This window comes from Brevundimonas vitisensis (assembly GCF_016656965.1).
GTDB lineage: Bacteria > Pseudomonadota > Alphaproteobacteria > Caulobacterales > Caulobacteraceae > Brevundimonas > Brevundimonas vitisensis.
In genome coordinates this window covers 2580653-2605471 of sequence record NZ_CP067977.1, presented here as the reverse complement: position 1 = coordinate 2605471, position 24819 = coordinate 2580653, and the positions used below count along the sequence as shown (strand labels likewise).

Genomic DNA, 24819 nt, shown 5'->3' with positions numbered 1-24819 from the left:
CCCCCGGCCTCAGGGTGTCGGCACCGGTTCGGCCACTGCACGGAACGGGCTGATGCGCACACGGCCACCGCAGGGCGTAAGGGTCTGCGCCAGGGTCACGACCGAGGTATCGCCCGGCATGGTCATGCGGACACGGGCTGCCTGCGGACAGCTGGTTTGGCCATTGCCCTCGTTCGGGACGACGTTCCAGGCCAGATCGACAAAAGCCTTGGCCTGGGGCGCCAACTCGACCGGCGCGGGGGCCTGGCCCGCCCTGAGATAACTGCCTGGGGTCTGCTCGGCGCGGATGGTCGTCAGGTTGCGGCCCTGGGCATCCTGGAGCGTGACGTTGGGATAACCGGTCAGGCTGCAGGCCTGGCTGCCCACGTTCTGGACGCCCACGATGGAGACGCGATTTCCGGCCCCGGCATCGCCGCCCTCGGCCGACAGTTTCAACTGGGGCCCCTTGCACGGCAGGGCGACAGGCAGGACGCCACCCGGCGCGGGCATCGGCAGCGGTTGCGGTCCGGTCGGGGTGGTGGTCGCCACCGGGCGGCTGCACCGCTCCAGCACGGCAACCCCGACATCTTCGTTGGGCCCCAGGCGGCTGAGGATCGCGCTTTCCTGACCGTCGCGCGTCGCTGTGGTCCATTCCAGCCCCGAACCTGCATAGCGGGCACCGCTGGCGGAGGGTGCCGTCCGCAAGGGATAGGTCTGGTCCTTGTATTTCAGCTGGGCCGTCGCTGTATCGGGATACTGGACCTCGACCGTCATGCCACTCTCGCAGGCGTAGCCGATGGCGGGCGCTGGCGGGGTCGTCGGGACAGGCGCAGCCTCGACCGGCGCAGGGGGAGCTTCGGCCTCCGGCGTGCAGGCCGCCGTCATCAGTCCCAGCATGGCAAGAACGGAACAGGTCGATCGCAGGCGCATCGGGCTCCCCCTTTTCGGATTCATCATGCTTAACACCGACCCGCCGCAAAGGCTCCGCTTGTCGTCCGGTTGCAGCGCGCAAAGAAACGCCCCCGATCCGGTCAGGATCGGGGGCGCGGCAGGCTTTATCGAACAGACCGCTTATTCGCAGCGATCGCACTCGGGATCGGGACGCGGCTCGGTGAAGTGGACGTCCGGCGTTTCGACGATCACTTCCGACGGACGAACGCGGACGTTCGGGGCCGAGATGTAGATCTGCGAGGGTCCGACGCGGACCGGCGGAGCGTCGACATAGACGGGCGGGCCCTGGATATGGATGTCGGCGCCGGGGACGAAAACCGGCGGCGACGAGATACGGACGCCCGGCGAACGGACGTGCACCGGACGCGGGCCGCGCGTGTCGTAGAAGGTAGCCGTGTAGTCGCGGATCGGCACGCATTCGCAGCGGGGATCGTAACCGGCACCACCGCCGCCAGCATAGGCAGCGCCGCCCGTTCCACCAGCGCCGGCGGCCGGAGCCGCATCACGCCCAAAGCCCGAAACAGCATAGCCGAACGGACCACCCGCGGTGCCCCAAGGTTCGGCGGCGACGGATCCGGCGGCCAGCAGAGCCGCTCCCGTCACCAGGACAGACATCAGTTTCATCATCAACTCCCCCAAAGGATTAACCATGCTTAGCCGCAGGATACCCCGGCCGGACACCCTTGCACCTGTAGAGGGAATTAACCATTCTGAATACTCACGTTTGCCAAACCGCGGCACAAACAAGGCAGATGTGATTAATCTATCGCATCCCACTCTCTTACAAGGGGAATTCCGGCCTGAAGCGACCCTCGGAGCGGACTTCGATACCGGACGCCGGGGTGCGAAATGCCTTCGCGCCGGGCCAATATGGGCTTAGGGTCAAGCCACTTCGATACGCCGGGGGGCAAGTCGGGACAACTGGACCAGGGTGATCGTCATGTTTTCGCTGCTGCTCGTGCTTGCCGTCACCACCCTCCCCCAGGATCCTCAGGATGCCGGGGCGCTGGAACTGGTCCCGACGACCTGCGCCGTCGAGAACGGCCGGTGGGTTTGCCGCTACGAAGCCCCGGCCACCTCCATTACGATCGTGCCGCCCGCCGCGACCAGCACGCCCGCCCCGGCTGCGATCGTTACTCCACCTGCGACATCGGTCACGCGCGGCCCCTCTGAGCGCGAGGCCTGGGAGGCCCGGCTGATCGTGCGTTGTGCCGATGCCGGCCTGGTGTCGCTGTGTTCGGGTGCTGAGCGGCGCCAGGCGCGCGCCTTGCGTGAGGCCGAAGTGGCCCGCCAGGCTTTGCGCCGCGAAGTCACCGGCCTGTTGAGCCAGAACAAGTGCGAGGACGCGGTGCGCGTCGCCCTGGAGGGCGGCGACCTGGAGCTGGCCCGCGAGGCACGCGCCTTCTGCGCCCCCTGATCACTGGGCGCTGCGCCGGATCGGGCAGAAGCGGCCGTTGAAGTGGCTAGGCCCCTGTCGGAGATCGCCATGCCCCTGTCCCGCCGTCACCTGATCGCCGCCTCGGGCGCCTTGCTGACTATGCCGTCACTGGCGCACGCACGAAGTGCTGACTGGCAGGCGGTGCAAGCCTATTCGGACAGCCGGCGCGGCGTGTCCCTGCTGGTCCTTCGGGACGGAGATCCCCTGCATGAATCCTATTCTGGCGGCGGCGCTGTCGATCGGGCTTGGGAACTGGCCAGCGGGACCAAGAGCTTCTGCGCGGTCCTGGCTGCAGCCATGGTTCAAGACGGCCTCCTGAGCCTGGACGAGACCTGTGCCGAGACCCTGACGGAATGGCGAGACGATGCCGGCAAATCGACCATCACCCTCCGCGACCTGCTGACCCTGACCGCGGGCGTCGGTTCGGGCCAGATCGGCCGCCCACCGACCTATGCACAGGCCGTCGCCCTGCCCCTGACCGCCGCACCGCGCACACGATTCCTCTATGGCCCCGCGCCGTTTCAGGTGTTCGGCGAGATCGTTCGGCGCAAACTGGTGGCGGCGGGCCAACCGGACGACGTTCTGGCCTTCATCAAGGCTCGCATACTGACACCGCTGGGCGTCGAGGCGGGATACTGGCGCACTTCTGCCGGCCAGCCGCATCTGCCGTCCGGGGCCCATCTGACGGCCAGGAACTGGGCGGCGTTCGGCCAGGCCGTGCTGCAGGGCGGACGGGGCGCTGTCGATCCCGCCGCCCTGGCCGCTGGGTTTCAGGGCACGAGGTTAAATCCCGGCTATGGCCTTTGTTGGTGGCTGCTGCGGCCCGGCCTGATCGGTCCAGGTCGCCGCTCGGGCCTGGGCGAGGAAGGAGCCGGCGTTGCCGCGCGCGCCGATGTCCGCATGGCGGCAGGGGCCGGGAACCAGCGTCTGTATCTGATCCCCGAGCACCGTGTGGTGGTGGTGCGACAGGCATGGGGCATTGGAAGGGCTCTGCGAGGCGACGATGCGGGATGGTCGGATGCCGACTTCATGACCCGGGTGCTGGACGCGATCGGGGCCTGACACAATCACGGCGATTGTGACGAAGCGGTCTGGCCCTGTAGAAGGCAGGCGTGACCACACTGACCGAGAGCGACGGCGCACGCATGGCGACGGGACGAGACGAACTGGACCTGGGCCGTTTGCAGACTTTGCTGGACAGGGCGCGGGGACTGACCGTCGCCTGTGTCGGCGACCTGATGCTGGATCGCTATGTCTATGGGGAGGTCACGCGCATTTCGCCCGAGGCCCCCATTCCGGTCCTGCGCACCACGCGCCGCGTCGCCATGCCGGGCGGGGTCGGCAATGTGGCCCGCAACGTCGCGGCCCTGGGAGCGACCGCGCGATTGGGTGCCGTGTCGGGCCAGGACGGCCCCGGTGACGAGCTGGCCGCCCTGATCCTGGCCGAAGCGGGCATGCAGGACGCGGTCGAACGCCGGGCCGACATCGCCACCATCGTCAAGACCCGCTTTGTCGCCTCGGGCCAGCAGCTGCTGCGCCTGGATGAAGAGGGTGCGGGGGGATCGGTGGCGAACCGGGACCTCTTCGGCGGTGCCTGCGCCATCCTGCTGTCCGACTATGCCAAGGGGGTGGTGGACGAGGCCCTGATCCAGGCGGCAATCCAGGCAGGCGAGACCACCGGCACCCCGGTGATCGTCGATCCCAAGGGACGGGATTTCGCCCGCTATGGCGCGGTCGATCTGATCAAGCCCAACGCCAGTGAACTGGCCGGGGCCACGGGCCTTCCGGTCGAAACAGATGCTCAGGTCGAGGCGGCGCTGGAAGCCCTGCTCTCCGCCACCCAGGCAAAGGCTGTGGTGGTGACCCGCGCGGGCAAGGGGATGTCGCTGATGCGGCGCGGCGGTCCGGTGCGCCATTTCCCGGGCCGGGCGCGCGAGGTGTTCGACGTGTCGGGAGCCGGTGACACGGGCCTGGCGGCGCTGGGGCTGGCACTGGGGGCAGGAGAGACGCTGGAGACTGCGGTCCAGTTTGCCATCCTGGCGTCAGGTGTCGTGGTGGGTAAGAGCGGCACGGCCGTCGTCACCCCGACCGAACTGATCGAGGCCGAAATGGCCGGCCATGCCGCCCCGGCCCAGGCCAAGGTGACCCCGGTCGAGGAACTGGCGCGCGAGGTCGAGACCTGGCGGCGGCAGGGATTGCGCGTCGGCTTTACCAACGGCTGTTTCGACATCCTGCACCGGGGGCATGTCGCCTATCTGGATCAGGCGCGCGGCTGGTGCGACCGGCTGATCGTGGCGCTGAACACCGACGCCTCGGTGCGACGGCTGAAAGGCGAGGGCCGCCCCGTCAACGACCTGGACAGCCGGGCCGTGGTCATAGGGGCCCTGGCCAGCGTGGACCGGGTGACGGCTTTTGACGATCCCACGCCCCTCGCCCTGATCGAACGGCTGCGTCCCGACGTCCTGATCAAGGGCGCCGACTACACGCGCGAGGGCGTGGTCGGCGGCGACCTGGTCAAAAGCTGGGGCGGTGAGGTCCGGCTGGCGACCTTTGCCGACGGGTTCTCCACCACCCGCACAATCGAAAAGATGACGGAGTCCGTTCGATGAGCCGCCGCATGATCGTGGTCACCGGGGGCGCAGGCTTCATCGGCTCCAATATCGTCGCCCGGCTGTGCGCAGAAGATCGGCGCGACGTCGTCGTGTGCGACCGGCTGGAAACCGCCGACCTGGCCAAGTGGAAGAATATCGCCAAGCACGACATTGCCGACCTGTGGGCGCCCGAGGACCTGTTCGCGCGGCTGGACCGGCACCGCGACCGGATCGCGGCCGTCGTGCACATGGGGGCCATATCCTCGACCACCGAGCCGGACGCAGACCTGATCCTGAAGACCAATTTCGACCTGTCGCGCGACCTGTGGGGCTGGTGCGCGGCGGCGGGTGTGCGGCTGATCTATGCCTCGTCGGCGGCGACCTATGGCGATGGCGACCAGGGGTTCGAGGACGACAATGCCCCCGTGGCCCTGGGCGCGTTGAAGCCGCTGAACGCCTATGGCTATTCCAAGGCCCTGTTCGACCGATATGCGGTGCGCCAGGCGGCCCGTGACCACGCGCCGCCACAGTGGGCGGGGCTGAAATTCTTCAACGTCTATGGGCCCAATGAGGGGCACAAGGGGTCGATGAAGTCGGTCGTGGCCCAGATCTGGCCCAAGGTGGCGGCCGGCGAGGCCGTCAGCCTGTTCCGCTCGCACCACCCCGACTATGCCGACGGCGGCCAGTTGAGAGACTTCGTCTTCGTGGACGATGTGGTCGACATCATCGAATGGCTGCTGGAGACCCCTTCGGTCTCGGGAATCTTCAACGCCGGATCGGGCCAAGCCCGCTCATTCGCCGACCTGGCGCACGCCACCTTTGCCGCCGCCGGAAAGGAGCCTCGCATCGGCTATGTCGACATGCCCGAGGTGATCCGCGACCGGTACCAGTATTTCACCGAGGCCAAGATGGACCGCATCCGCGCCGCCGGCTTCCCCGGCCAGTCCACCCCCCTGGAAGAAGGCGTCCGCCGCTATGTCCAGGGTTTCCTGGCGACTGAGGACCCGTATCGCTAGGCGGGCAATGCCAGGGGCGCGTGTGCCTTGGGCTTCGACAGCAACAGCTTAACCAGCGGTCTTTCGGCCAGCACATAGACTACCCATCCGCCGACGATGACGGCGGGGATCGAAATGACTGCAAAAACCCAGGCTGGTGGTTCGAACGGCAGGCGGTTCCAGAAGACCATGACGGCGATGATCGTCAGAGGATGACTGAGGTACAGGCTGTATGAACTGTCCCCCAAAGCGGCTAAGGTGCGGGTGGCCAATGTTTCACGGCTCACCTCTCGTGTGGACACGGCGATCATCACCGTCAGAAGCGCCGGCACCCAGTCGAAGGGTCGGAACTCGATATGGGAAAGGCCGTCGCTGGCTCCCAAATTGAAGGCGACCACCTGCGCGACCAGAATGAGGGTTATGAGGCTGTAGCCTAGCCGGGGCGACAATACCGGCCAGTGCGCTCGATAGTGCTTCCAGGCGTAGCCAATCATGCAACCGGCCAGAAACAGCAGGATCACCGGGCTGGTCCAGGCCGCCGGTGCCGAGGCCTGAGGCTGGAAAATCGCTCCGGCGAGCACAAGGCCGCAAAAGGCGCAGACCAGAAAGACGATCGCTTTCGGCTTGGCCATCAGCAGGGCGATGGCGAACAGGACATAGTAGAACATCTCGTAACTGAGCGTCCAACCGACAATCAGAAACGCGGCGAAACGATGCTCGCCCATGGCATAAGGAATAAAGGCCAGCGACAGGAACAGGTCGGCGAAATTCACTGCCGCCAGCCCCCTGTCGACCGCGACAAGCACCACCATCGCAAAGGTACAGAGATAATAGAGCGGCGCGATCCGCAGGAAGCGGCGTGTCAGGAACTGCCATGCGCCCGACAGCGTGCCGTAACGGCCCGACACATGGACCATGATGAAGCCGCTGATGACGAAGAAGAAGATGGCGGAGGTACCATCCATCACAGCGCGATGCCGACCATCGGCGTCCCCGCGCCCCTCAAGCACCGCCACATGGATCAGGCAATGCGCGATCGCAACCATCAGGCAGGCGATGCCTCTGAGGTGCTGAATGGTTCCTAGACGGTCCCGCATACCCCCCCCGCCTTATCGAGCGCTCACCTGTTGAAGCTGCCTCGGTTTCGGCATCTGGACCCATCGCGCCAAAGGCTGTTCGACTAGTTGATACACGACCCACCCGCCGACGATGCAGGCTGGAACGGCGACGACCGCAAACACCCAGGTCGGAAGTGCGAAAGGCAGCCGGTTCCAGATCCCCGCCAGCACCGCGATGGTCAGCGGGTGGCTGAGGTACAGGCTGTAGGAACTGTCTCCCAACGCCAGAAAGCTCTTGCTGACCGGACTGGAGCGCTCAAGAGGGCGGGTCGAAAGGCCGATCAGGACAAGAGCGATCGCGGCGGTCCAGTCGAATGGCCTCCAGGTGAGGTCTGAAGCCCCCGCTCCAACGCCGAGATTGTAGGCCACGAGTTGAGCCACGACGATAGCCGCGATCGCACCCAAGCCCACGGCGGGAGACAGACTGGGCCAAACCGCCCTCCATCGCGCCCAGGCGAATCCGATCAGCGCCCCAGATAGGAAAAGCAGTATGATGGGCCGGGTCCATGCCGCCAGGACCGACGACTGTGGCGGGAACAGCCCGCCGAACGCCACAAGACCCACGAACGCCAGCACCAGGGCGATGATCGCGAAGCGCTTCCTCATCATCAGAGCCAAGGCGAACAGCGCGTAGAAAAACATCTCGTAGTTCAGCGTCCACCCCACCATCAGGACGGGCCGGAAGCGATCGTCGGCAAAATCATACGGAATGAAGGCAAAGGACATCGCCAGCTTGCCCAGATCGACGACGCCTGCGCCATCGTCGATGACCATCAACCCCAGCATCAGCAGGGTGCAAACCCAGTACAGCGGCGCGATCCGAAGGAAGCGACGCGCGAGAAACTGACCGGCCACGGACACCGATCCGAACACGCCGGACACATGGACCATGATGAAGCCGCTGATGATGAAAAAGACGAAGACGCCAAATGCGCCGTCGACAACGGATCGGGCGGGACCTTCCAAGTCTCCACGCCCGTCAAGGACCGCCACATAGATCAAGCAATGCGCCACAACGACCGAAAGAGCGGCGATGCCCCGCAGGTATTGGACGGTATCTAGTTTGCCCTGTGTCATCGCCCCGCCCTCCCCGACTGGCACCCGAGCACTAGACGGCGCATTACGGCAAAGCAATCGTCGCGCCTGATCGCAGAAGGGGCTAACGCAGCCTTGCTCGTAAAGGCTGACGACGGTATCGGAACCCAGTCGGCACCATCCGATGGGGATCACGAACAGCGTTGGGTTCCGCGAGCGTCTCAGGCTCGCGTTTCCGCATGGCTGATCGCAGCCGCCCCGGCGATTGAGAAACGGCCAGGACCATGACCGCGACCACCCCCGTCCCGTCCGAACATGCGTCTGACCGAATTCGCCTTTGCGTCGTCTGCACGCACAGTCTGACGCTGGCGACCCTGTACAAAGGGCTGTTTCCCTATCTGACGGCGCGCGGCTTCGACATCGATGTCATCGTCGGAGATACGGAATACACCGAGTTTGCGCCGGAAGATTTCGGGCCGATCCGACCCATTGTCATCCCCATGGTGCGGCTGCCATCACCGGCGGCCGATTTCAGGTCTCTGTTAGGGTTCGTCGGTCATTTCTCGCGCCACCGGTATGATGTGGTGCATGTCTCGACGCCCAAGGCCTCGCTCACGGCGACGCTGGCGCGGGCCCTGACCGGCGGTGGTCCGGTCGTGTTCGTCTATCGCCGCTGCGTCTATGAGCTGATGACCGGCCTGAAGCGGGCGGCCTATCTGAACGTCGACCGGCTGATCTGTGCCCTGTCCACCCTGGTGGTGCCGATCTCGCGTCAGCTGGAGCGGTTCCTGGTCGAAGAACGGGTTGCGCCACGGGCCAAGGTGCGCCTGATCGGCGCGGGGTCCAGCAATGGCGTCGACACCGATCACTTCGACCTGACACCTAAAACCGAGCAGGCGGCGGAAGCCCTGCGCCAAGACATGGGCATTCCGGCGGACGCGCCCGTCCTGTTGTTCCTGGGCCGGGTTTGCAGTGAAAAGGGCGTGGACCTGTTGCGTCCGGTCTTCGATCAGGTCCGGGCCGCCATTCCCGGCGTGCACATGGTCGTGGCCGGGCCCGACGATGAGCGGGATCCGATCGCGAGCGAGACCGCCGCCTTCTTTGCCGCCGATCCGGCGATCCACCGCATCGGCTTCGTCAGCGATACCGCCCCGCTCTATGCCCTGAGCAGCGTCTTTGTCTTCCCGTCCTACTTCGAGGGCTTCGGCAATGTGTTGCTGGAGGCGGCGGCCATGCAGCGGGTCTCGGTCGCCTTCGATGTTCCGGGCGTCCAAGAGGCGGTTCAGGACGGCGTCAGCGGGCGGCTGGTTGCCAGCGGCGACGCCCCGGCCATGGCCCAGGCCGTGATCACCCTGTTGCAGAACCCGGCCGAGCGTACGGCCATGCAGGACCGCGCCCGCGCCAGGGTGGTCGACCTGTTCAGCCGGACCCGCATCCTGGCCGAGATCGAGGCCATGCTGCGCGGCCTGGCCCGGCGGCGATGACATGACCGACGCGGGTGAAGCCGAACTGTCGAATGCCGAGGTCCGGCGCCGGGCGTCGCGCGGCGCGGCCAGTGCCTTTGGGCGGCACGCGGTCGTGCGCCTGCTGGCCTTTCTGGGAACGCTGGTTCTTGCCCGACTGATCGCACCCGAAGGCTTCGGTCTGTTCGTGACGGCGCAGTTCATCCTGTCGATTTTGCAGGCCCTGGCGGTCGGCGGCGTGGTGTCAGCCCTGGTTCGGCGGCGCGAGGCCGTCAGCGACGCGGATTACCGCACGGCCCTGGTGGTGCAGCAAATCATCGCCGTGACCGTGGTCGCCCTCCTTTTCTTGGCCGCGCCGGCCATCACGACGGCCTATGACCTGCCGCCGGATCGGGTCTGGGTGTTTCGCGCCATGGCCCTGGCGGTGTTCCCGTTGTCGCTGAAGTCCATCCCCCAGGCGCGGCTGCAACGCGAGTTCCGACACGACAAGGTCGCCGCCAGCGATGTGATCGAATACCTGGTCTATCTGGTCGCGGCCCTGTCCATGGCGGCCCTGGGCTATGGCGTTTGGGCCCTGGTTGCCGCGACCCTGCTTCGCTACACGGTCGGCGCGATCGCCGTTCATCTGGCGGCCCGCAGTGGCGTCCGGATCGGCTATGAGCACCAACGCGCAGCCGGACTGATCCAGACCGCCTTGCCGCTGCAAGGGGGTATCCTGCTGGACCTGGGCAACCGGGCGATCGTGCCGATCGTGCTGGGTGGCATACTGGGCCTGGCCGCCGTCGGGGTGACGGGGATGGCGACCACCATCGTCGATGCCGTGATCCTGCAGCCGCTGGTCCTGGTCGCCAGCGTCCAGTTGCGCCTTCTGGCGCGAGTACAGGACGAGCCCGAGCGCATGCGGACCCTGCTGGGTGATTTCTATTCCGCCGGCGGGCTGGTCATCGTGCCGCTCGCGACCTTGCTGGCGATCATCGCCCCGACCGTCCTGCCTCTGATCCTGTCGGAGCCGTGGCGTCAGGTCGGGTTCGTGGTCAGCGGACTGGTGCTGTCTTCGGCGCTTCAAGTGATATCGGCCCCCAGCGCCCAGGCGGCCAAGGCCCTGGGCGACGTCCATGCGCCCCTGGTCGGCGGAATCGTCACCCTGGCGCTGCAACTTCTGATCGTGGTGATCGCGGCTCCCCGGATCGGCATCTACGCCTATCCGCTGTCGGCCCTGGTCAGCGGATCCATATGGGCCGTGCTGATTACCTCTCGGGTGGCCCGCCGGGTCGGTATGCCGCCGGTGCAGGCCCTGCTGCCGATCCTTGCGGCGGCGGCGGTGGCGGGTGGAATCTGGTTCACGGCGGTCAGCCTGACCACCAGTCCCTGGATCATGGTGAGCGGGCTGATCCTGGGCGGCCTCACCTATCTCGCGCTTCTGGTTCTTCTGGCCGGACAGGCCGTGGGACGGCTGCTGGCCTTTGCCGCCGGTGCGGTGCCTGCCCGTCTGACGGGAGTGAGCGTGGCAATCACCGCGGCGTCCTCGACCTGCGATCGCCTGCAACTGCGGTTGCCGAGCGGGGCGCGCCCATGAGCAACGCGGTCCCGGCCATGACGTTTGAGCGCGCCGTCGACCTGGGCGGTGAGACCTGGTCGACGCCGGCCATTGTCCAGCGCCAGGATGGCGCGATCGTCGTCGCTGCCGATCGCAGCGGCGCCGTGCACGGCTTTACCGGTCCCGATCTGACGCCGCTGTGGCGGATCGAGACAGGTGCAGAGATCACCGCCTCGCCGCTGATCTTCGATGATCCGGTGGACGGCCCGGTCATCGTCATCGGCGACCATGCCGGAGTGGTCCGCTTCATCGACCCGCGCGACGGTGCGGTCCTGAGAAGCGTGGATGTCGGATCTTCGGTCCGGGCCACGGCGGCCGCAGCCGATATCGACGGCGATGGCCAGGCCGAGATCGTGCTGGGCATCTATGGTCCGGGCATTATCGCCCTTCGCCGTGACGGCACCGAGGTCTGGCGGCAACGCCTGCCCGGCCATCTGTTCGCTGGGCGGATGAAACAGGGCGTCGTGTCCTCTGCCCTGGTCTGCGACGTGGATCGGGACGGCGAACTGGAGATCGTGATCGGCGTCCGGTCCTCGCGCCTGTTCTGCCTGGAGGCCCGGACCGGGCGCGTCAAATGGTTCGTCTGTCTGGGCTATGACCCCGATTCCTCACCATCGTTCAGCCTGCGGGACGATGGGACGCCGCTGGTTCTATTCGGTGGTGGCGAGCATACGGGCGGGCTGGGAGACAATGCGGTCATCGCCCTGGACGGGCGTGACGGACGCCGGGTCTGGACGACCGACGTCGGTGGCGGCGTGGATTCCAGTCCGATGCTGCTGGACCGACCGGGGCGCAGTCCCCTGCTGTTCGCCTGTTCCCTGGCCTATCCGTCCGTGCTGGCCCTGGATGGCTGGAGCGGGGCCCTGATCTGGCGGCACGATTTCGGCCCGACTCCTTCGTGTGTCCATGGCGCGGACCACCACTGCCGCCCCGCCGACGGGCGTCTCTATTTCACCGAGGATGCCATCTGCCGCAGCTATACGACGCCCCTGCTTGCCGATCTGGACGGCGATGGTCGGGTGGAGGTCGTGGCGGGATCGAACAACGGCACCATCGTCGTCCTGGACGCCGAGACCGGAGCAGTCCGCCAGACCGAAGCCACGGCAGCCATGGCCCGCGGCTCGGCCGTGCTGGGCGACATCGACCACAGCGGCCAGAGCGCAGTGGTCGCCCCCAGCGGCCGGACGCTAAGGCTCTACCGGACCCGTCACAGCGGGCCGGGGACGCCGATGTTCAAATCGCGGGCCGATCACCTGGGTGCCGTGACCGCCCCGCCCGCCGTGGATAACGCCCGTCCCCGTCGGCCCGGACCGCTGGTTCCGCTGGCGATGGCCTGGCGGTTCGGCGTGGTGGATGCGGCCCGCCATGTCGCCTTGAAGGTCGACGAAAAAATCCTGCGCCGCCTCGGCCTGCGCCTGTTCCGATACGGATATTGAGCATGACGGCGGTTTTGTGCGGCGAAGATCTGGGATGGGTCGAGCGGGTCTTGGACCGCTGCGAAACCCGCTATCTCAACGACGCGGGCATCCTGGCCACGGCCCTGGACGGCGAGGGCCGGCTGAGCGATCCGACGCCCTTGCTGGCCGACTTCGGCGACGTGCTGCCGTTCATGAGCCGACTGGGCCGGACCGGCTTCGTCGATCGTCAGATGGCCCTGGCCCGGCCACTGCTGTCCGACGCCCTGTATGCCCAGGGCGGTCGCCTGAGATTGTTCGACAACCACGACTGGCTGCTCGGCCTGCTGGAGCTTCATGCCGTGACGGGTGACCGGTCGCTTCTGGACCTGGCCGCCGAAGGCGCGCGCACCTTGATCCGCCGGTTCTTCGTCGACGACCTGCTGACCGACGGCACGGCGTACTGGAAGGATCCACGCAGCTGGCTGTCGCCCGCCAGCCCGTTCAACGGCGGCTATATCGAACTCTGGATCGAACTGCATGAGTTGACTGGCGATGCCGTGTTCCTGGAGGCGTCGCAGCGGCTTGCGGCGCGCTGGAACCGCACGCCGGGATTTCAGTCCCATGGGGTCCTGGAAAAAGTCTTCAGCGCGCGATCGGCGACCTTGAACCGGTTGGCCGGGCGCGGGGCGCGAATGCGGGCCCTGTTGTTCAAGGACAATACCAACTTTGTCTGGAGCCTGCTGGCCCTGCACGGGGCGACACAGGACCCGGCCTGGCCCCGGATGATCCAGCGCTGGATCGAGGGGTTCCGGGATCACTTCCTGAACGGGGGTCAGGTCTGGCTGTGGCTGGATCGCGCGATGCAGGGCCGGGACGTGTCGCTGAAGGCGGCATTCTCCAGCATCGACCTGCTTTGCGACATTCATGCCGCGGGTGTGTCGGATAACGCCCTACCTATCGCGCGGATGGTGGCCGACAGCTGGCTTCCGCTGGCCTGGAGCAACGGTCTGTTCCCGGAGCATCCGGGCGGGCGACGCGATCACCTGGACGCCAATGTCGACATGGCGGTCGCCCTGCTGAAGCTGGCCGGCCTGACCGGGCATCAGCCCTATGCCGACGCGGCGGCGCGAGCGGCCGAGGGCGTGGTGCGCCATCACGAAGGGCCGCACGGCCTGGTGATGGCGGTCGATCCCGACGGTCAGGTGGTGGACCCCCGGATCATCGTCAAATATCAAGCGCTGGCGCTGAAGCTGGCGCTGGCTCCGCGTGCCGCTGACGATCTGTGGGCGGACCGGACACTGATGACCTTGCTGAGGGACCGTTGATGCGTATCGGCTATGTCATCCATCGTTTTCCCTGGCCGTCAGAGACGTTCATCAGCCGCGAGGTCGCGGACCTGATCGCCCTGGGTCACGACATTCGGCTTTATGCCTTTGTCCGTCCGACGGGGAAGGATGAGGAACTGCTGTCGGACCAGGCGCGGGCCCTGATGGCCCAGACCCGCTACATCACCCCGAAAGAGGCGATGCTGGCTCTGCCCAGCCTGGATACGCTGAAGATGCTGGGCGAGGAACGGCGGTTGGCGGCGACGCCGACGTCCCGCACCAATCGTCCCGGTCGTCTCGGCCGCGCGGCGGCCTTGGCAAAGCTGGCTCGGGCCGACGGCCTGGACCGGCTGCATGCCCATTGGCCTTACGCGACGTCCTGCGTCCACCTGGCCAGTATCGCGACCGGAATCGACTACTCGATCAGCGTGCATGCCCATGAGGTCGCTCACGATAACGGCCACTTCCCGGTCTGTTTCGAGCGTTTGCGCTTTGCCAGCTTCTGCAACCGGGCGGCCATGGAGCATCTCCTGGCCAAGCTGCCGCCACAGGCGCGGGACAAGGCGCATCTGGTCTATCACGGCGTCGATGTCTCGGCCTTTCCGTTCCAGCCCCCTGCCCCACCACCGCCGCCGCTGAAGGTGCTGTCGGCGGGACGGCTGACCGCGTCCAAGGGGTTTGATCGGCTGGTCGCGGGATGCGCCGAGGCGGCCCGTCGCGGGCTGAATGTCGAACTGACCATCCTGGGTCGCGGAGCCGAGACAGAGGCCCTGACCGCCCAGGCCGCGTCGCTGGGCTTCTCAGACCGCTTCCACCTGCCCGGCTGGGTGCCGCACGGCGAGGTGCGCGGCTATATCCGTGACAGTCACGCCTTTGCGCTGCTGGCGTCCGACGATTTCAACGACGGCCTTCCCAATGTGGTGGTCGAGGCCATGGCCAGCGGCCGCCCGGTGATCGTCTCGCCCCTGCCCGCCGCCCGCGAGATCGTCGATCACGGCAAGAACGGCTTCGTGCTGGACGCGGTCGACGACCTGGAAGGCCTGATCCGTATCCTGAACACCCTGGCGGCCGAGGGTGCGACCGACGACATGGCACAGGCGGCGCGCCGGACCGTGGTCGAGGGTTATGACGCTGCCGACCTGATCAAGCTTCAGTCCCGCCTGCTGCTGGACGGTGCGACATGATCAGGCGCCCGACTGTGGCGGCGGTGGCCATCGCCAAGAACGAGCGACGCGACATCGTCGGCTTTATCGAGAATGTGCGGCGCGTGGTGGACGAGGTCGTCATCGTCGACGACGGCTCGACCGACGGCACGCTGGAGTTTCTGCGGACCTGCGGCCTGCCCGTGACCCTCATCGAGCGGCGGCTGGAGCCCGAAGGCGGCTTTGCGGCCCAGCGAAACGCGGGCCTGGACGCCGCGATGGCCGACTGGCTGATCCACATGGATATCGACGAGCGGATCACGCCGGAACTGGCCCGCGACATCCATGCCGCCATCGCCGATACCCCGATGAACGCCTTCCGCTATCGCCGGCTGAACTTCTTCCTGCACCGGCCCTTTCCGGCGGGCGGATGGCAGAGCTGGAACAACCCGCAACTGGGGCGGCGCGGCCACCACCGCTTCGTCAATGCCATTCACGAGGCCGTCGAGGTCGAGGGCGGGGATACCAGGACAGGCCAGCTCACCGGCATGATGTGGCATCTGAACGACGACAGCTATATCGAGCGCATCAGCAAGAATGTGAACTATGCCCCGGCCACGGCGCGGGGGATCATGGCGCGCGGCCGCGTTCGGTGGTGGCATCTGCTGACGGCCCCGACGATGGCGTTCGTGAAGGCCTATGTCCTGCGCGGAGCGTGGCGGCACGGCACCCATGGGCTAATCTTTGGACTCTATGTGTTTTCCGGCACCTTCAACGGCTATGCTACGGCGTGGGACGAGCAGAACCGGCTCGACCGCGACGACCTCGAACATCAACTGACCGACGCCTGGACCCGAGAGGCCACCGATGGATCATGAGACCCCGCTTCAGGTCGATGCGGAATTCTACAGCTTCGCCGAATATGTGAACTTCCGCCGCTGGTGCTCCTATTGGCATCAGATTGATGCGGTCCTGCGCGGTCGCCCCAAATCGGTGCTGGAGATCGGGCCGGGCTTTGGCACGACGACCCAGGCCCTGCGGCGGGCGGGCGTCCAGGTCACGACCTTCGACTTCGACCCGGAATTGAAGCCCGATCTGGTGGGTGACGCCCGCGCCTTGAACACCCTGGTCGCGCCGGGGTCGTTCGACGCCATCTGTGCGTTTCAAGTGCTGGAACATATTCCGTTCGAGCATTTCGACGGCATCGTCGCCAATCTGGCGCTGGCGTCGCGCGACAAGGTGATCATCTCGCTGCCGCACTGGGGCTATCCGGTCGAGTTCCGGTTCCGCTTCCTCAAGGATGTGATCAGCCGCGCCATTTCGTTCAAGCTGACCCGGCCCAAGACCTGGACCTTCGACGGTCAGCACTACTGGGAGCTGGGCACCAAAGGCTATGCCATCAAGGACGTGGCCGCCGTGATCGACAGGCACCTGAAGATCGATCGGCAGTATTTCTGCCCGGATTACAGCTACCACTACTTCTTCGAATGCTCGGTGCGCCGTGACTGACCGAAGCGGGGGGCGTTTTGCGGGATTGAGGATCGTCTGGTTGCAGTCTCCGCCGTGGGACGGGCTGTGGACGCGCCAGAACCATTTCGCCCTGCGTCTGGCGCGCGAGGGGGCAGATATCCTCTATGTCGAGAACCCGGTCGCCATCCGCACGCGGTTGAAGGCAGGCGATGCCGCGCGTGCCCCGCGTCAGGTCGCGCCCGGCCTCACCGTCATGCCCCTGCCGCTGCAGATTCCGGGTGGGCGTGACGTGGAATGGATCGGACGGTTGAACGGCCGGCGCTTTGCCGGGGCCGTGAACGCCTGGCTGAAGGCGCAGGGCTGGGACGACTATCTGGTCTGGTGCCGGGTGCCCCTGGCCCTGCATGCGCTGGAGCCGCTGAGCCCGCGCGCGGTCATCTACGACGTGACCGACGATTACGAGTTCTACGCCCGGTCGGACGGCGAGCGCGCCCTGACGACCCGGCTGGAGGCCCTGATGGCCGCCCGTGCCGCCCAGGTGTTCACGACCACCGAACAGCTGGCGCAAAAGCTGTCGGCCCTGACCACCGCCCCCGTGACCGTGGTGCCGAACGGCGCCGATGCCAGCTTCTTCGAGACCCCGACCGGTCCGGACCCGCTGGGCGAGTTGCCCCATCCGCGCATCGGTTATGTCGGCCTGGTCGCCGACTGGATGGATTTCGACCTGCTGGCCAAGCTCGGACAGCGTTGGCCCGGCCAGGTGGTGATCGTCGGCCCCGTCAAGCCCGAGGTCCAGGCTCGGTTCGACGCCGTGCCCGGCATCGTGCGGATCGGCGGCGTGCCCCAGACCCAGGTGCCGGCCTATCTGCACGCATTTGACGTCTGCATCGTGCCCCATGTCATCAGCGAGCTGCGCCACCGGGCCGATCCGCTGAAGATCGTCGAATATCTGGCCACCGGAAAGCCGGTCGTCTCGGTCGCCCTGCGCCCTTTGGAGGCACTGCGGCCCCAGGTCGACACCGCCACCACACACGACGAGTTCCTGGCCCTGGTCCAGGCCCGCCTGACCGACCCCCGCGCCGACCTTGCCCCCCTGCGCCGCGACACCGCCGCCGCCCGCAACTGGGACACGCTATATCAGCGTGTGGCGGAGGGTTTGGCTCGCCTCCGCAGCCCGGACCCGACCGCATGACGGCAGCCGCCCTCGTTCAGCCCCGAACTGAAATCCGCAGTCTTCAAGTGCTGCGGCTGCTGGCTGCTGTCATGGTCGTGATCGGCCATGTCATCGACATCCTGCAACGCGGCCATGTTCAGGGCCTGGCTCCGATCGTCGACCCCACACGCATGCCCTGGCATTCCGGCGTCGACATCTTTTTCGTCGTCAGTGGCTTCGTGATGTATTTCCTGATGGCCGGAAGGTTCGCAGAGCCTGGTGTCACACGGCAGTTTCTGTGGCGGCGCCTGGTCCGGATCGCCCCGCTGTACTGGATCTTCACGATCCTCGCCCTCGCAACCATGGTGGCCATCCCGGGACAGGTGAACAAGACCGCCCTCGCCTGGGATCACATCCTTGCGTCTTTCGCGTTTGTTCCCTGGCAAGGCCCCGAGGGCCTAGCCCCCATCCTCTCGGTGGGGTGGACGCTCAATTTCGAGATGCTCTTCTATGGCGTCTTCGCCCTGGCTCTGATGTTTCCGCGTCGCGTCGGGCTGACGATCATGGCCCTTATCTTCGCCGCGCTGATCCTGAATAGCCGATATGGCTTCCAGGATTTTACGCCCCTTACAGTCTGGGGCTTCCCGATCATTCTGGAGTTCGCCTTCGGCATCGGACTGGCCGCCCTCTACATTGGCGGTGTCCGCCTTCCGTCCTGGGCCCGTCTCGCACTGCTCGTCGTTGGCGTCAGCCTGCTGATCATCGCGGGGAGGCTCTCCCTGGAAGGCTTCCAGGTCCGCTGGTACGCGTGGGGAATCCCCGGCGCTCTGATCGTCGCCGCCTTCGTTCTGGGCCGCGATCTTGCCGATAGTCCGGCGACACGAATCCTCGTGATCGGCGGCAATGCGTCCTATGCCCTTTATCTGTCACACCTGTTCACGCTTCGGGGCGTCGGGATGGCGTGGGAACGGACCGGGTGGAGCAGCCCCCATCTGTATGCCCTGATCGCGGTAGCGGCCTCGATCGCTGTAGGGGTCGTTGTCCACCTTTATCTGGAAAGACCCATCCTGAACGGGCTCCGGACACTGCCTGAACGCTGGGCCAACCAGAAAGCCCGTCAAGTTGTGGTGGCCGATGACCGCCAGCATTGATGTTCAGGAGCACGGCCCTGGGCGACCGATCGCGACCACCCGCCTAGACACACTGCAGGCTGGTCGAGCCGTCGCAGCCTTTATCGTGGTCCTTTACCACCTGAACGGCTCGATCTTTGGCAAGGCCAAGTATTTCCCTGATCAAATTCATCCGATCTTCGGTGCCGGGCACGCGGGGGTCGAGTTCTTCTTCGTCCTCAGCGGGTTCCTGATGGCCTGGCTGTATGGGCACCGTCTCGGCCGCCCAGAGGCTGTGTGGCCGTTCCTGAAGAAGCGCTTCTTGCGCATTTACCCCGTCTATTGGGTCGTCCTGACAGCGCTGATTCCCATGTATTTCCTGATACCTGGTGTTGGCGAAGGCTATGAAACGCAACCCCTTTCGATCCTCACCAGCTATCTGCTGATCCCGACGCCCCAGGATCCGATCCTCCAGGTCGCCTGGACCCTGCGGTTCGAGATCTTCTTCTATCTGATGTTCTCGGCCCTGATGGCCTGGCCGCGCCTAATGCTCCCCGTCTTCGGCTTGTGGGCGGCCGGGGCTGCGGCTCACCTCTTTTTCCGCCCCGGATTCCCGCTGTATTTCTTCTTCAACCCGTTGATCCTGTTGTTCCTGTTCGGAGCAGTCGCCGCCGGAATATCCCGCAGGGGCTTTCCGCGTCCCGGGCTCGTGGCGGCGCTGGGCGTGCTTGGCTTCATCGGCTTCATGATCGGCGAAGTCTATTTCGGCTTTGCTCGCAACCTCTGCGTCATGGGCTACGGCCTGTCAGCGACCACGGCGGTTGCCGGGCTGGTTCGACTGGAGCAGGCGGGCCGGATCACGGTGCCCCGGTGGCTCAGCTATCAGGGGGACATGTCCTATGCGCTTTATCTCGTTCATTTCCCTGTCCTGTCTCTAGGGATCAAGACAGTGTTCGCGGCGAACCTTGACCGTGTTTTCCCACAAGCCGTCATCGCCTTTTTTCTGGTCGCAGCCTGCCTTCTTGCCGCTTTTGCGCTGCATGAATTGTTCGAGCGGCGGCTACTTCTTCGCTCCTGGCGAGCAAACGTTCTCACGCGGCGAAAATTCACCGGCTAAACCGCACGACGCCAAGGCTGCACTGGACGGCGAAGCCCCCAAACGGCTAGAGCCTCAGTGGCAAAGTCGGAACGCGCTGGAACCCTTGTGACTCGATGAATCTGACCCTGCCCGAACTGCTGTTGACGGCATTCCTGATCGGCCTGTGCCTATGGCGGTCGAAGGCGGCGCTGTTCCTGCTGTGGCCGGTTTCGATTCTGGTTTTCCCGACTGCCCGGTTGATGATCGGATTTCCGCTCTACGTCTACGACGTGATCGCGGTCGTAATATTCGCCTGTTACTGGAAAAATATTCTAGCGCTTCGGTGGTCATCAGTCGCCATACCTTGGCACTATGTTTTCTGGACCTTGATATTGGTCTGCGGCCTGATCTGGCCATTCATCATTTATCCCATAAGCCCGGAAAGTGCGTGGGTATCCGCACACGCCATCATCGCATTCCTGTCACTGGCTTTCGGTGCCCTGCTTTTCTACGATGACAGGCTGGAGTCCGAGAGGAAGTTCTTAGGATACGGCATCGCCACAGCCGTCATTGTGCTAGGCGTCATCGGCCTTATTCAATTCGGTTCGGTCGAAACCTCACAGGCTATCACGAACTTCTTTTACAGGGACTTCTCCGACGACTCGTTCTTCATGAGCGAGTTCTACGCCCGCATCACGGCCGAACGCGCTGCTGGGCCTTTCGGCTCTCCGAACGGACTGGGGATCGTCGGCGCTCTCGCGGCGCTCATGTGCTTCGTCCTGATCCGCAACAAGCCCCTCCTGATTGCCTGCCTCGTGGCCGGGGCCATCGCGGTCATGGCCTCGGTGTCCCGTCAGGCCATGATCGCTGCCGTTCTGGCCACCCTGGCCTATTTCATCTTTGCCCAGGCGCGGCAGAAGGGCGGGCTGGCTGTCATCCTGATCGTTATGGGGCCTTTTCTGGTCATTGCTTTCCTGGGGTCGGACTTTGCCGCCTCCACGCTGGAACGGTTCAGTCGCTGGGACACGGGGATTCAGGAAGACGAGAATTTCACCGCCCGCTACGTCGACGGCCCCCTGCGTCTGATCGAGGCTGTTCGCGCCTATCCCGACATCATCCTGTTCGGCACGGGACCGGACATCAACAAACTGTACAGCGCCGGATCCGGCATGGTCGGGCGGGCCCAGGGCTTTCTGTCGATCGGCTATGCCCTGTTCTTCTTCCAGTATGGCATTCTGGGCATCATTGCTGGCCTGTGGATGCATATCCAGGCCTGGGTCCAGCTTCGGTTCATGCCTGTGGACCTGCGCGGCAAGTTCGCGGCCATCCTGACGGCCATCGTCACCTTCTATGTTGCGGACAACGCCCCCAACACCAGTGAGTCGATCGCCATGCTGTGTCTGTTGCCAATCGGCATGCTGGCCGGGCAGGCGCTGAAGGCGTCACAGGCGCGTGCCGTGGCGCTGGCCAGCCAGCAGGGTGTGCTCCGGGCGGCCCCTCGACCCTTTGTGACCCGTCAGTCGCCTGGCTGACGCTTTCGTTCCCTTGTTCCTTCGTTTGTCCTCCTCCCCTTTCGCTGTCGCGCCAACGGTTCAAACTGATGCACATCGGCCTGCTGACCGACACCTTCGCGCGCGAGACGCGGTTTGGGCTCAGCCGTTATTCGCATGAGATCCACGGATCCCTTAGCGCCGCCGGGGTCCGCACCACGCCGATGTCGGCGGTGTCGGCCTATGGCGATGAGGAACCCGACTGGCTGAGGGCCACCGGCTTTCGTCGCCTTCCGATCGACCGCAAGCTTCTGGCCGGGACGTGGAGCCTGGTGCCCTGGCCGCCGATCGAGCGCTGGGCCCCGGACGTCGATCTGGTACATGCCCTGGATACCGACTATCCGCTGGCGACGAACAAGCCCTGGGTCATCACCTTCCACGATCTGGGCGTGCTGACCCATCCGGCCTGGTTCGGCAAGGCGCGGCCCTGGCTGTTGAAGCGCTGCGTCGCCGCCGCCGTCGACCGCGCCGCCGCCATCATCTGCGTGTCCCAGGCCACGGCCGATGAGTTTCTGGGCATTACCGGCGGGCGCGGGGCCGAACGGGTGCGGGTCATCCACGAGGGCGTCGGCGAGGAGTTCTTCCTCCCCGCCACGGCCGCAGACATTGCGGCGCTGCCTGCCACCGTCACCGACACGCCCTTCTTCCTGTTCACCGGCTCCATCAGTCCGCGCAAGAACCTGCTGCGGGTGCTGGAGGCCTTTGCCGAAGTGGCAGACCGTATTCCGCACCGGCTGGTCATGACCGGCGCGCCCGGCTGGGACGCCTCGCCCGAGATGGCGGCGGTCAGCCAGGGTCCGCTGCGCGATCGCATCGTCAACCTGGGCTATGTGTCCGACGCGGCCCTGAAGGCCCTGTATGGGCGGGCCTCGGCCTTCGTCTATCCGTCGCTATACGAAGGGTTCGGTTTGCCGGTGCTGGAGGCCATGGCCGCAGGCTGTCCCGTCATCACCTCCAATCAGGCCCCCTTGACCGAGGTTGCGGGCGATGCGGCCCTGCTGGTCGACCCCACGAACGTGCGCGACATTGCCCAGGCCATGCTTTCGGCAGCCACGGACGAAGCGCAGATGAAGGCTCTGCGCGCGGCCGGCGTGGACCAGGCGCGGCGGTTCAGCTGGGCCGAATGCGGCCGCCGCACGCGCGAGGTCTATGCCGAGATCCTGGGCGCATGACCGAGCCTTTGCACGTCGTCGTCGTCAACGACCGGGCCTATCCGGCTGGAGGGGCCTCCAAGGTCGCGCTGGAATCGGCCAAGGGTCTGGCCGCCCGCGGGCATGAGGTGACGGTCATGGCGGCCATGGGCCCGCCGTCCGACGATCTGGCCCTCGCCGGCGTAAGGGCTGAAGTCCTGGGTCAGAAGGACCTGGCCACCGGCGCGCGCGGTGCGGTGGCCATACAGGGGCTGTGGAACACCCAGTCCGAACGGGAGCTGACGCAGCTGCTGGCCAACCGACCGGCGGGGCGGACCATCGTGCATGTCCACAGCTGGTCTAAGGCTTTGTCGCCCAGCGTCTTTGCGGCGGCCGGGCGTGCCGGTCATCCGGTGATTGCGACCCTGCACGACTATGGCCTGGCCTGCCCCAATGCGGCGTTGCACATCTTTCCGACGGGACGGCCCTGTACGCTGGAGCCGATGTCCGTGCCCTGTCTGACCACCAACTGCGACTCGCGCCGGTATCATCACAAGCTGTGGCGCATCGCCCGCCAGGTCAGTCTGGAGCACGTCGCACGGGCGGCGCACCGCCTGGACACGGCCATCTGCGTCTCGGCCTATTCCCATGACATCCTGCGGCCGCTGTTGCCCCGGTCCCTGCGCACCACCGTCGTCGACAATCCGATCGAGGCGGTGAACGAGGGGCCCGCTGATCCGGCGGCGAACCGGGGCTTCGTCTATGTTGGCCGGTTCTCGGCCGAGAAGGGCGTATTGCTGCTGGCCCAGGCGACGGCGGAGGCCAACCTGCCGATCGTCTTCGTCGGCGAAGGCGAACTGGAGGCCGACATTCGCCGCATCAATCCGGCGGCGGTCCTGACCGGATGGTTGCCCGGCGATCAGGTGCGTGCCCGGATGCGGGCTGGGCGGGCCGTGGTCATGCCGTCCACCTGGCGCGAGACGCAAGGGATGGTGGTGCCCGAAGCCTTTGCCGCCGGCCTGCCCGTCATCACCAGTTCCGATACCGCGCCGGGGGCGGCGACCCAGGATGGCGTGACCGGTCTGGTCTTCCGCAATGGCGACGTCGAGGATCTGAAGCGGGCCCTGACGACCCTGGCATCGGACGACACCCTGGTGCGCCAGATGGGACAAGCCGCCTATGACCAGTTCTGGGCCGCGCCGCCGAGCCTGGATCGGCACGTCGACGGGCTGGAAGCCGTCTATCGCCGGGCCCTCGCCCGCCTCTGACCGGCCTCAGATGCCGTAGTGGTCCCGGTACCAGTCGACAAAGGCCGGCACCCCCACACTGATCGGCGTCATCGGTCGGTAGCCCGTGATGTTTTCCAGCAGATCGGCGGAGGCGAAGGTGGCGGTGACGTCGCCGTCCTGCATGGGCAGGAACGTCTTGATCGCCTCACGGCCCAGGGCTCGCTCCAGCTCCGCAATATAGTCCATCAGGCCGCTGGGGGTGCCGCCGCCGATGTTGACCACCCGGAACGGAGCCACGGGCGACAGGGTGTCGCCCTCTGCCGCTGCCGACTGAGGGACAGCCTCGGCCAGCCGCACGATGCCCTCGATCAGATCGTCGACATAGGTGAAGTCGCGGGACATCTTTCCTTCGCCGTAAACCTCGATCGGCTCGCCAGCCAGAATAGCGCGCGTGAACTTGAACAGCGCCATGTCAGGCCGTCCCCACGGGCCATAGACCGTGAAGAAGCGGAAGAAGGTCGTCGGGATGCCGAACAGATGGCTGTAGCTGTGCCCCATCAACTCCGTCGCGCCCTTGGTCGCCGCATAGAGTGATACCGGGTGAACGGCCCGGTCGGTCTCGCGGAACGGCATTTCGGTGTTTGCGCCATAGACAGAGCTGGTCGAGGCGGCCAGCAGGTGGCGGGGTTTGAAGCGACGGGCGGCTTCCAGGATGTTGTATGTGCCGATCAGGTTGGACCCGACATAGCTGTCCGGGTGGTCGATGCTGTAGCGGACGCCCGCCTGCGCGGCCAAATGGACGACGACGTCCGGACGCGCCTCCTCCCAGGCCCTGGTCAGGGCTGAGCCATCCTGCAGGTCCAGGCGATGAACCTTGAACGCGTTGTGGTGGCGTTCGAGCTGGGCATTGCGCGCCTCTTTCAGCTCAGGGTCATAGTAGGATGAGAAGTTGTCCACCCCGGCGACCTGATGGCCGTCCGCCAACAGCCGCCGTGCCAGATGAAAGCCGATGAAACCCGCGCTGCCGGTGATCAGGAATCGCATGGCTGTGGCGGTCTCCGGGAAAGGC

The 24819-nt window shown here is 65.9% G+C and carries 22 protein-coding genes; 17 read left to right on the top strand and 5 right to left on the bottom strand.

Annotation, left to right across the window (positions count from 1 at the left end; all coding sequences use genetic code 11):
- Positions 1–9 precede the first annotated feature (9 nt).
- Positions 10–909, bottom strand: a complete 900-nt coding sequence (locus JIP62_RS13145) for a DUF4232 domain-containing protein (RefSeq protein ID WP_201102607.1) — start codon at positions 907–909, stop codon at positions 10–12.
- A 141-nt stretch (positions 910–1050) separates the two neighbouring features.
- Positions 1051–1557, bottom strand: coding sequence for a hypothetical protein (locus JIP62_RS13140; protein ID WP_201102606.1), 507 nt, complete (start codon positions 1555–1557; stop codon positions 1051–1053).
- Positions 1558–1870: 313 nt separating this feature from the next.
- Here JIP62_RS13140 and JIP62_RS13135 point away from each other — a divergent pair, with 313 nt between their 5' ends.
- The 4 genes from JIP62_RS13135 (at position 1871) to rfaD (ending at position 5975) form a co-directional block, all read left to right on the top strand.
- Positions 1871–2347 carry a hypothetical protein gene (locus JIP62_RS13135; RefSeq protein WP_201102605.1) on the top strand — a complete coding sequence of 159 codons (477 nt, stop codon included), beginning with the start codon at positions 1871–1873 and terminating at the stop codon, positions 2345–2347.
- Positions 2348–2416: 69 nt separating this feature from the next.
- Entirely contained in the window at positions 2417–3430 is a 1014-nt protein-coding gene (locus JIP62_RS13130; protein ID WP_201102604.1) for a serine hydrolase domain-containing protein, read from the top strand.
- A 176-nt stretch (positions 3431–3606) separates the two neighbouring features.
- Complete coding sequence (gene rfaE2, locus JIP62_RS13125; RefSeq protein WP_407932736.1) at positions 3607–4977, top strand: D-glycero-beta-D-manno-heptose 1-phosphate adenylyltransferase; 1371 nt, start codon at positions 3607–3609, stop codon at positions 4975–4977.
- Entirely contained in the window at positions 4974–5975 is a 1002-nt protein-coding gene (gene rfaD, locus JIP62_RS13120; protein WP_230974761.1) for an ADP-glyceromanno-heptose 6-epimerase, read from the top strand. The genes rfaE2 and rfaD overlap by 4 nt, the downstream gene beginning before the upstream one ends.
- Here the strand turns inward: rfaD and JIP62_RS13115 are convergent.
- Positions 5972–7051: an acyltransferase family protein gene (locus JIP62_RS13115; protein ID WP_201102603.1), complete on the bottom strand. Its 1080-nt coding sequence runs from the start codon at positions 7049–7051 to the stop codon at positions 5972–5974. The genes rfaD and JIP62_RS13115 overlap by 4 nt on opposite strands.
- A 12-nt stretch (positions 7052–7063) precedes the next feature.
- Entirely contained in the window at positions 7064–8149 is a 1086-nt protein-coding gene (locus JIP62_RS13110; RefSeq protein ID WP_201102602.1) for an acyltransferase family protein, read from the bottom strand.
- A gap of 242 nt (positions 8150–8391) precedes the next feature.
- Here JIP62_RS13110 and JIP62_RS13105 point away from each other — a divergent pair, with 242 nt between their 5' ends.
- From JIP62_RS13105 to JIP62_RS13045, 13 genes are all read left to right on the top strand, one after another.
- Positions 8392–9591: a glycosyltransferase family 4 protein gene (locus JIP62_RS13105; protein ID WP_201102601.1), complete on the top strand. Its 1200-nt coding sequence runs from the start codon at positions 8392–8394 to the stop codon at positions 9589–9591.
- A gap of 1 nt (position 9592) precedes the next feature.
- On the top strand, positions 9593–11146 hold the full coding sequence (locus tag JIP62_RS13100) for an oligosaccharide flippase family protein (RefSeq protein WP_201102600.1): 1554 nt from the start codon (positions 9593–9595) through the stop codon (positions 11144–11146).
- On the top strand, positions 11143–12603 hold the full coding sequence (locus JIP62_RS13095; protein WP_201102599.1) for an outer membrane protein assembly factor BamB family protein: 1461 nt from the start codon (positions 11143–11145) through the stop codon (positions 12601–12603). Before JIP62_RS13100 ends, JIP62_RS13095 begins: the two co-directional genes overlap by 4 nt.
- Before the next feature lie 2 nt (positions 12604–12605).
- Positions 12606–13889 carry a hypothetical protein gene (locus tag JIP62_RS13090; RefSeq protein WP_201102598.1) on the top strand — a complete coding sequence of 428 codons (1284 nt, stop codon included), beginning with the start codon at positions 12606–12608 and terminating at the stop codon, positions 13887–13889.
- Complete coding sequence (locus tag JIP62_RS13085; protein WP_201102597.1) at positions 13889–15073, top strand: glycosyltransferase family 4 protein; 1185 nt, start codon at positions 13889–13891, stop codon at positions 15071–15073. Before JIP62_RS13090 ends, JIP62_RS13085 begins: the two co-directional genes overlap by 1 nt.
- On the top strand, positions 15070–15909 hold the full coding sequence (locus JIP62_RS13080; protein WP_201102596.1) for a glycosyltransferase family 2 protein: 840 nt from the start codon (positions 15070–15072) through the stop codon (positions 15907–15909). The genes JIP62_RS13085 and JIP62_RS13080 overlap by 4 nt, the downstream gene beginning before the upstream one ends.
- On the top strand, positions 15899–16540 hold the full coding sequence (locus tag JIP62_RS13075; protein ID WP_201102595.1) for a class I SAM-dependent methyltransferase: 642 nt from the start codon (positions 15899–15901) through the stop codon (positions 16538–16540). Before JIP62_RS13080 ends, JIP62_RS13075 begins: the two co-directional genes overlap by 11 nt.
- On the top strand, positions 16533–17693 hold the full coding sequence (locus JIP62_RS13070; protein ID WP_201102594.1) for a glycosyltransferase: 1161 nt from the start codon (positions 16533–16535) through the stop codon (positions 17691–17693). Before JIP62_RS13075 ends, JIP62_RS13070 begins: the two co-directional genes overlap by 8 nt.
- Positions 17690–18805 carry an acyltransferase family protein gene (locus JIP62_RS13065; RefSeq protein ID WP_201102593.1) on the top strand — a complete coding sequence of 372 codons (1116 nt, stop codon included), beginning with the start codon at positions 17690–17692 and terminating at the stop codon, positions 18803–18805. Before JIP62_RS13070 ends, JIP62_RS13065 begins: the two co-directional genes overlap by 4 nt.
- Entirely contained in the window at positions 18789–19880 is a 1092-nt protein-coding gene (locus tag JIP62_RS13060) for an acyltransferase family protein (protein WP_201102592.1), read from the top strand. The genes JIP62_RS13065 and JIP62_RS13060 overlap by 17 nt, the downstream gene beginning before the upstream one ends.
- Positions 19881–19975: 95 nt before the next feature.
- Positions 19976–21373 carry a hypothetical protein gene (locus tag JIP62_RS13055; protein ID WP_201102591.1) on the top strand — a complete coding sequence of 466 codons (1398 nt, stop codon included), beginning with the start codon at positions 19976–19978 and terminating at the stop codon, positions 21371–21373.
- A gap of 68 nt (positions 21374–21441) precedes the next feature.
- Entirely contained in the window at positions 21442–22563 is a 1122-nt protein-coding gene (locus tag JIP62_RS13050; protein WP_201102590.1) for a glycosyltransferase family 4 protein, read from the top strand.
- Positions 22560–23789 carry a glycosyltransferase family 4 protein gene (locus JIP62_RS13045; protein WP_201102589.1) on the top strand — a complete coding sequence of 410 codons (1230 nt, stop codon included), beginning with the start codon at positions 22560–22562 and terminating at the stop codon, positions 23787–23789. The genes JIP62_RS13050 and JIP62_RS13045 overlap by 4 nt, the downstream gene beginning before the upstream one ends.
- Positions 23790–23795: 6 nt before the next feature.
- On the opposite strand, the gene JIP62_RS13040 is transcribed toward JIP62_RS13045, so the two are convergent.
- Positions 23796–24794, bottom strand: coding sequence for an NAD-dependent epimerase/dehydratase family protein (locus JIP62_RS13040; protein WP_201102588.1), 999 nt, complete (start codon positions 24792–24794; stop codon positions 23796–23798).
- Positions 24795–24819: the final 25 nt, after the last annotated feature.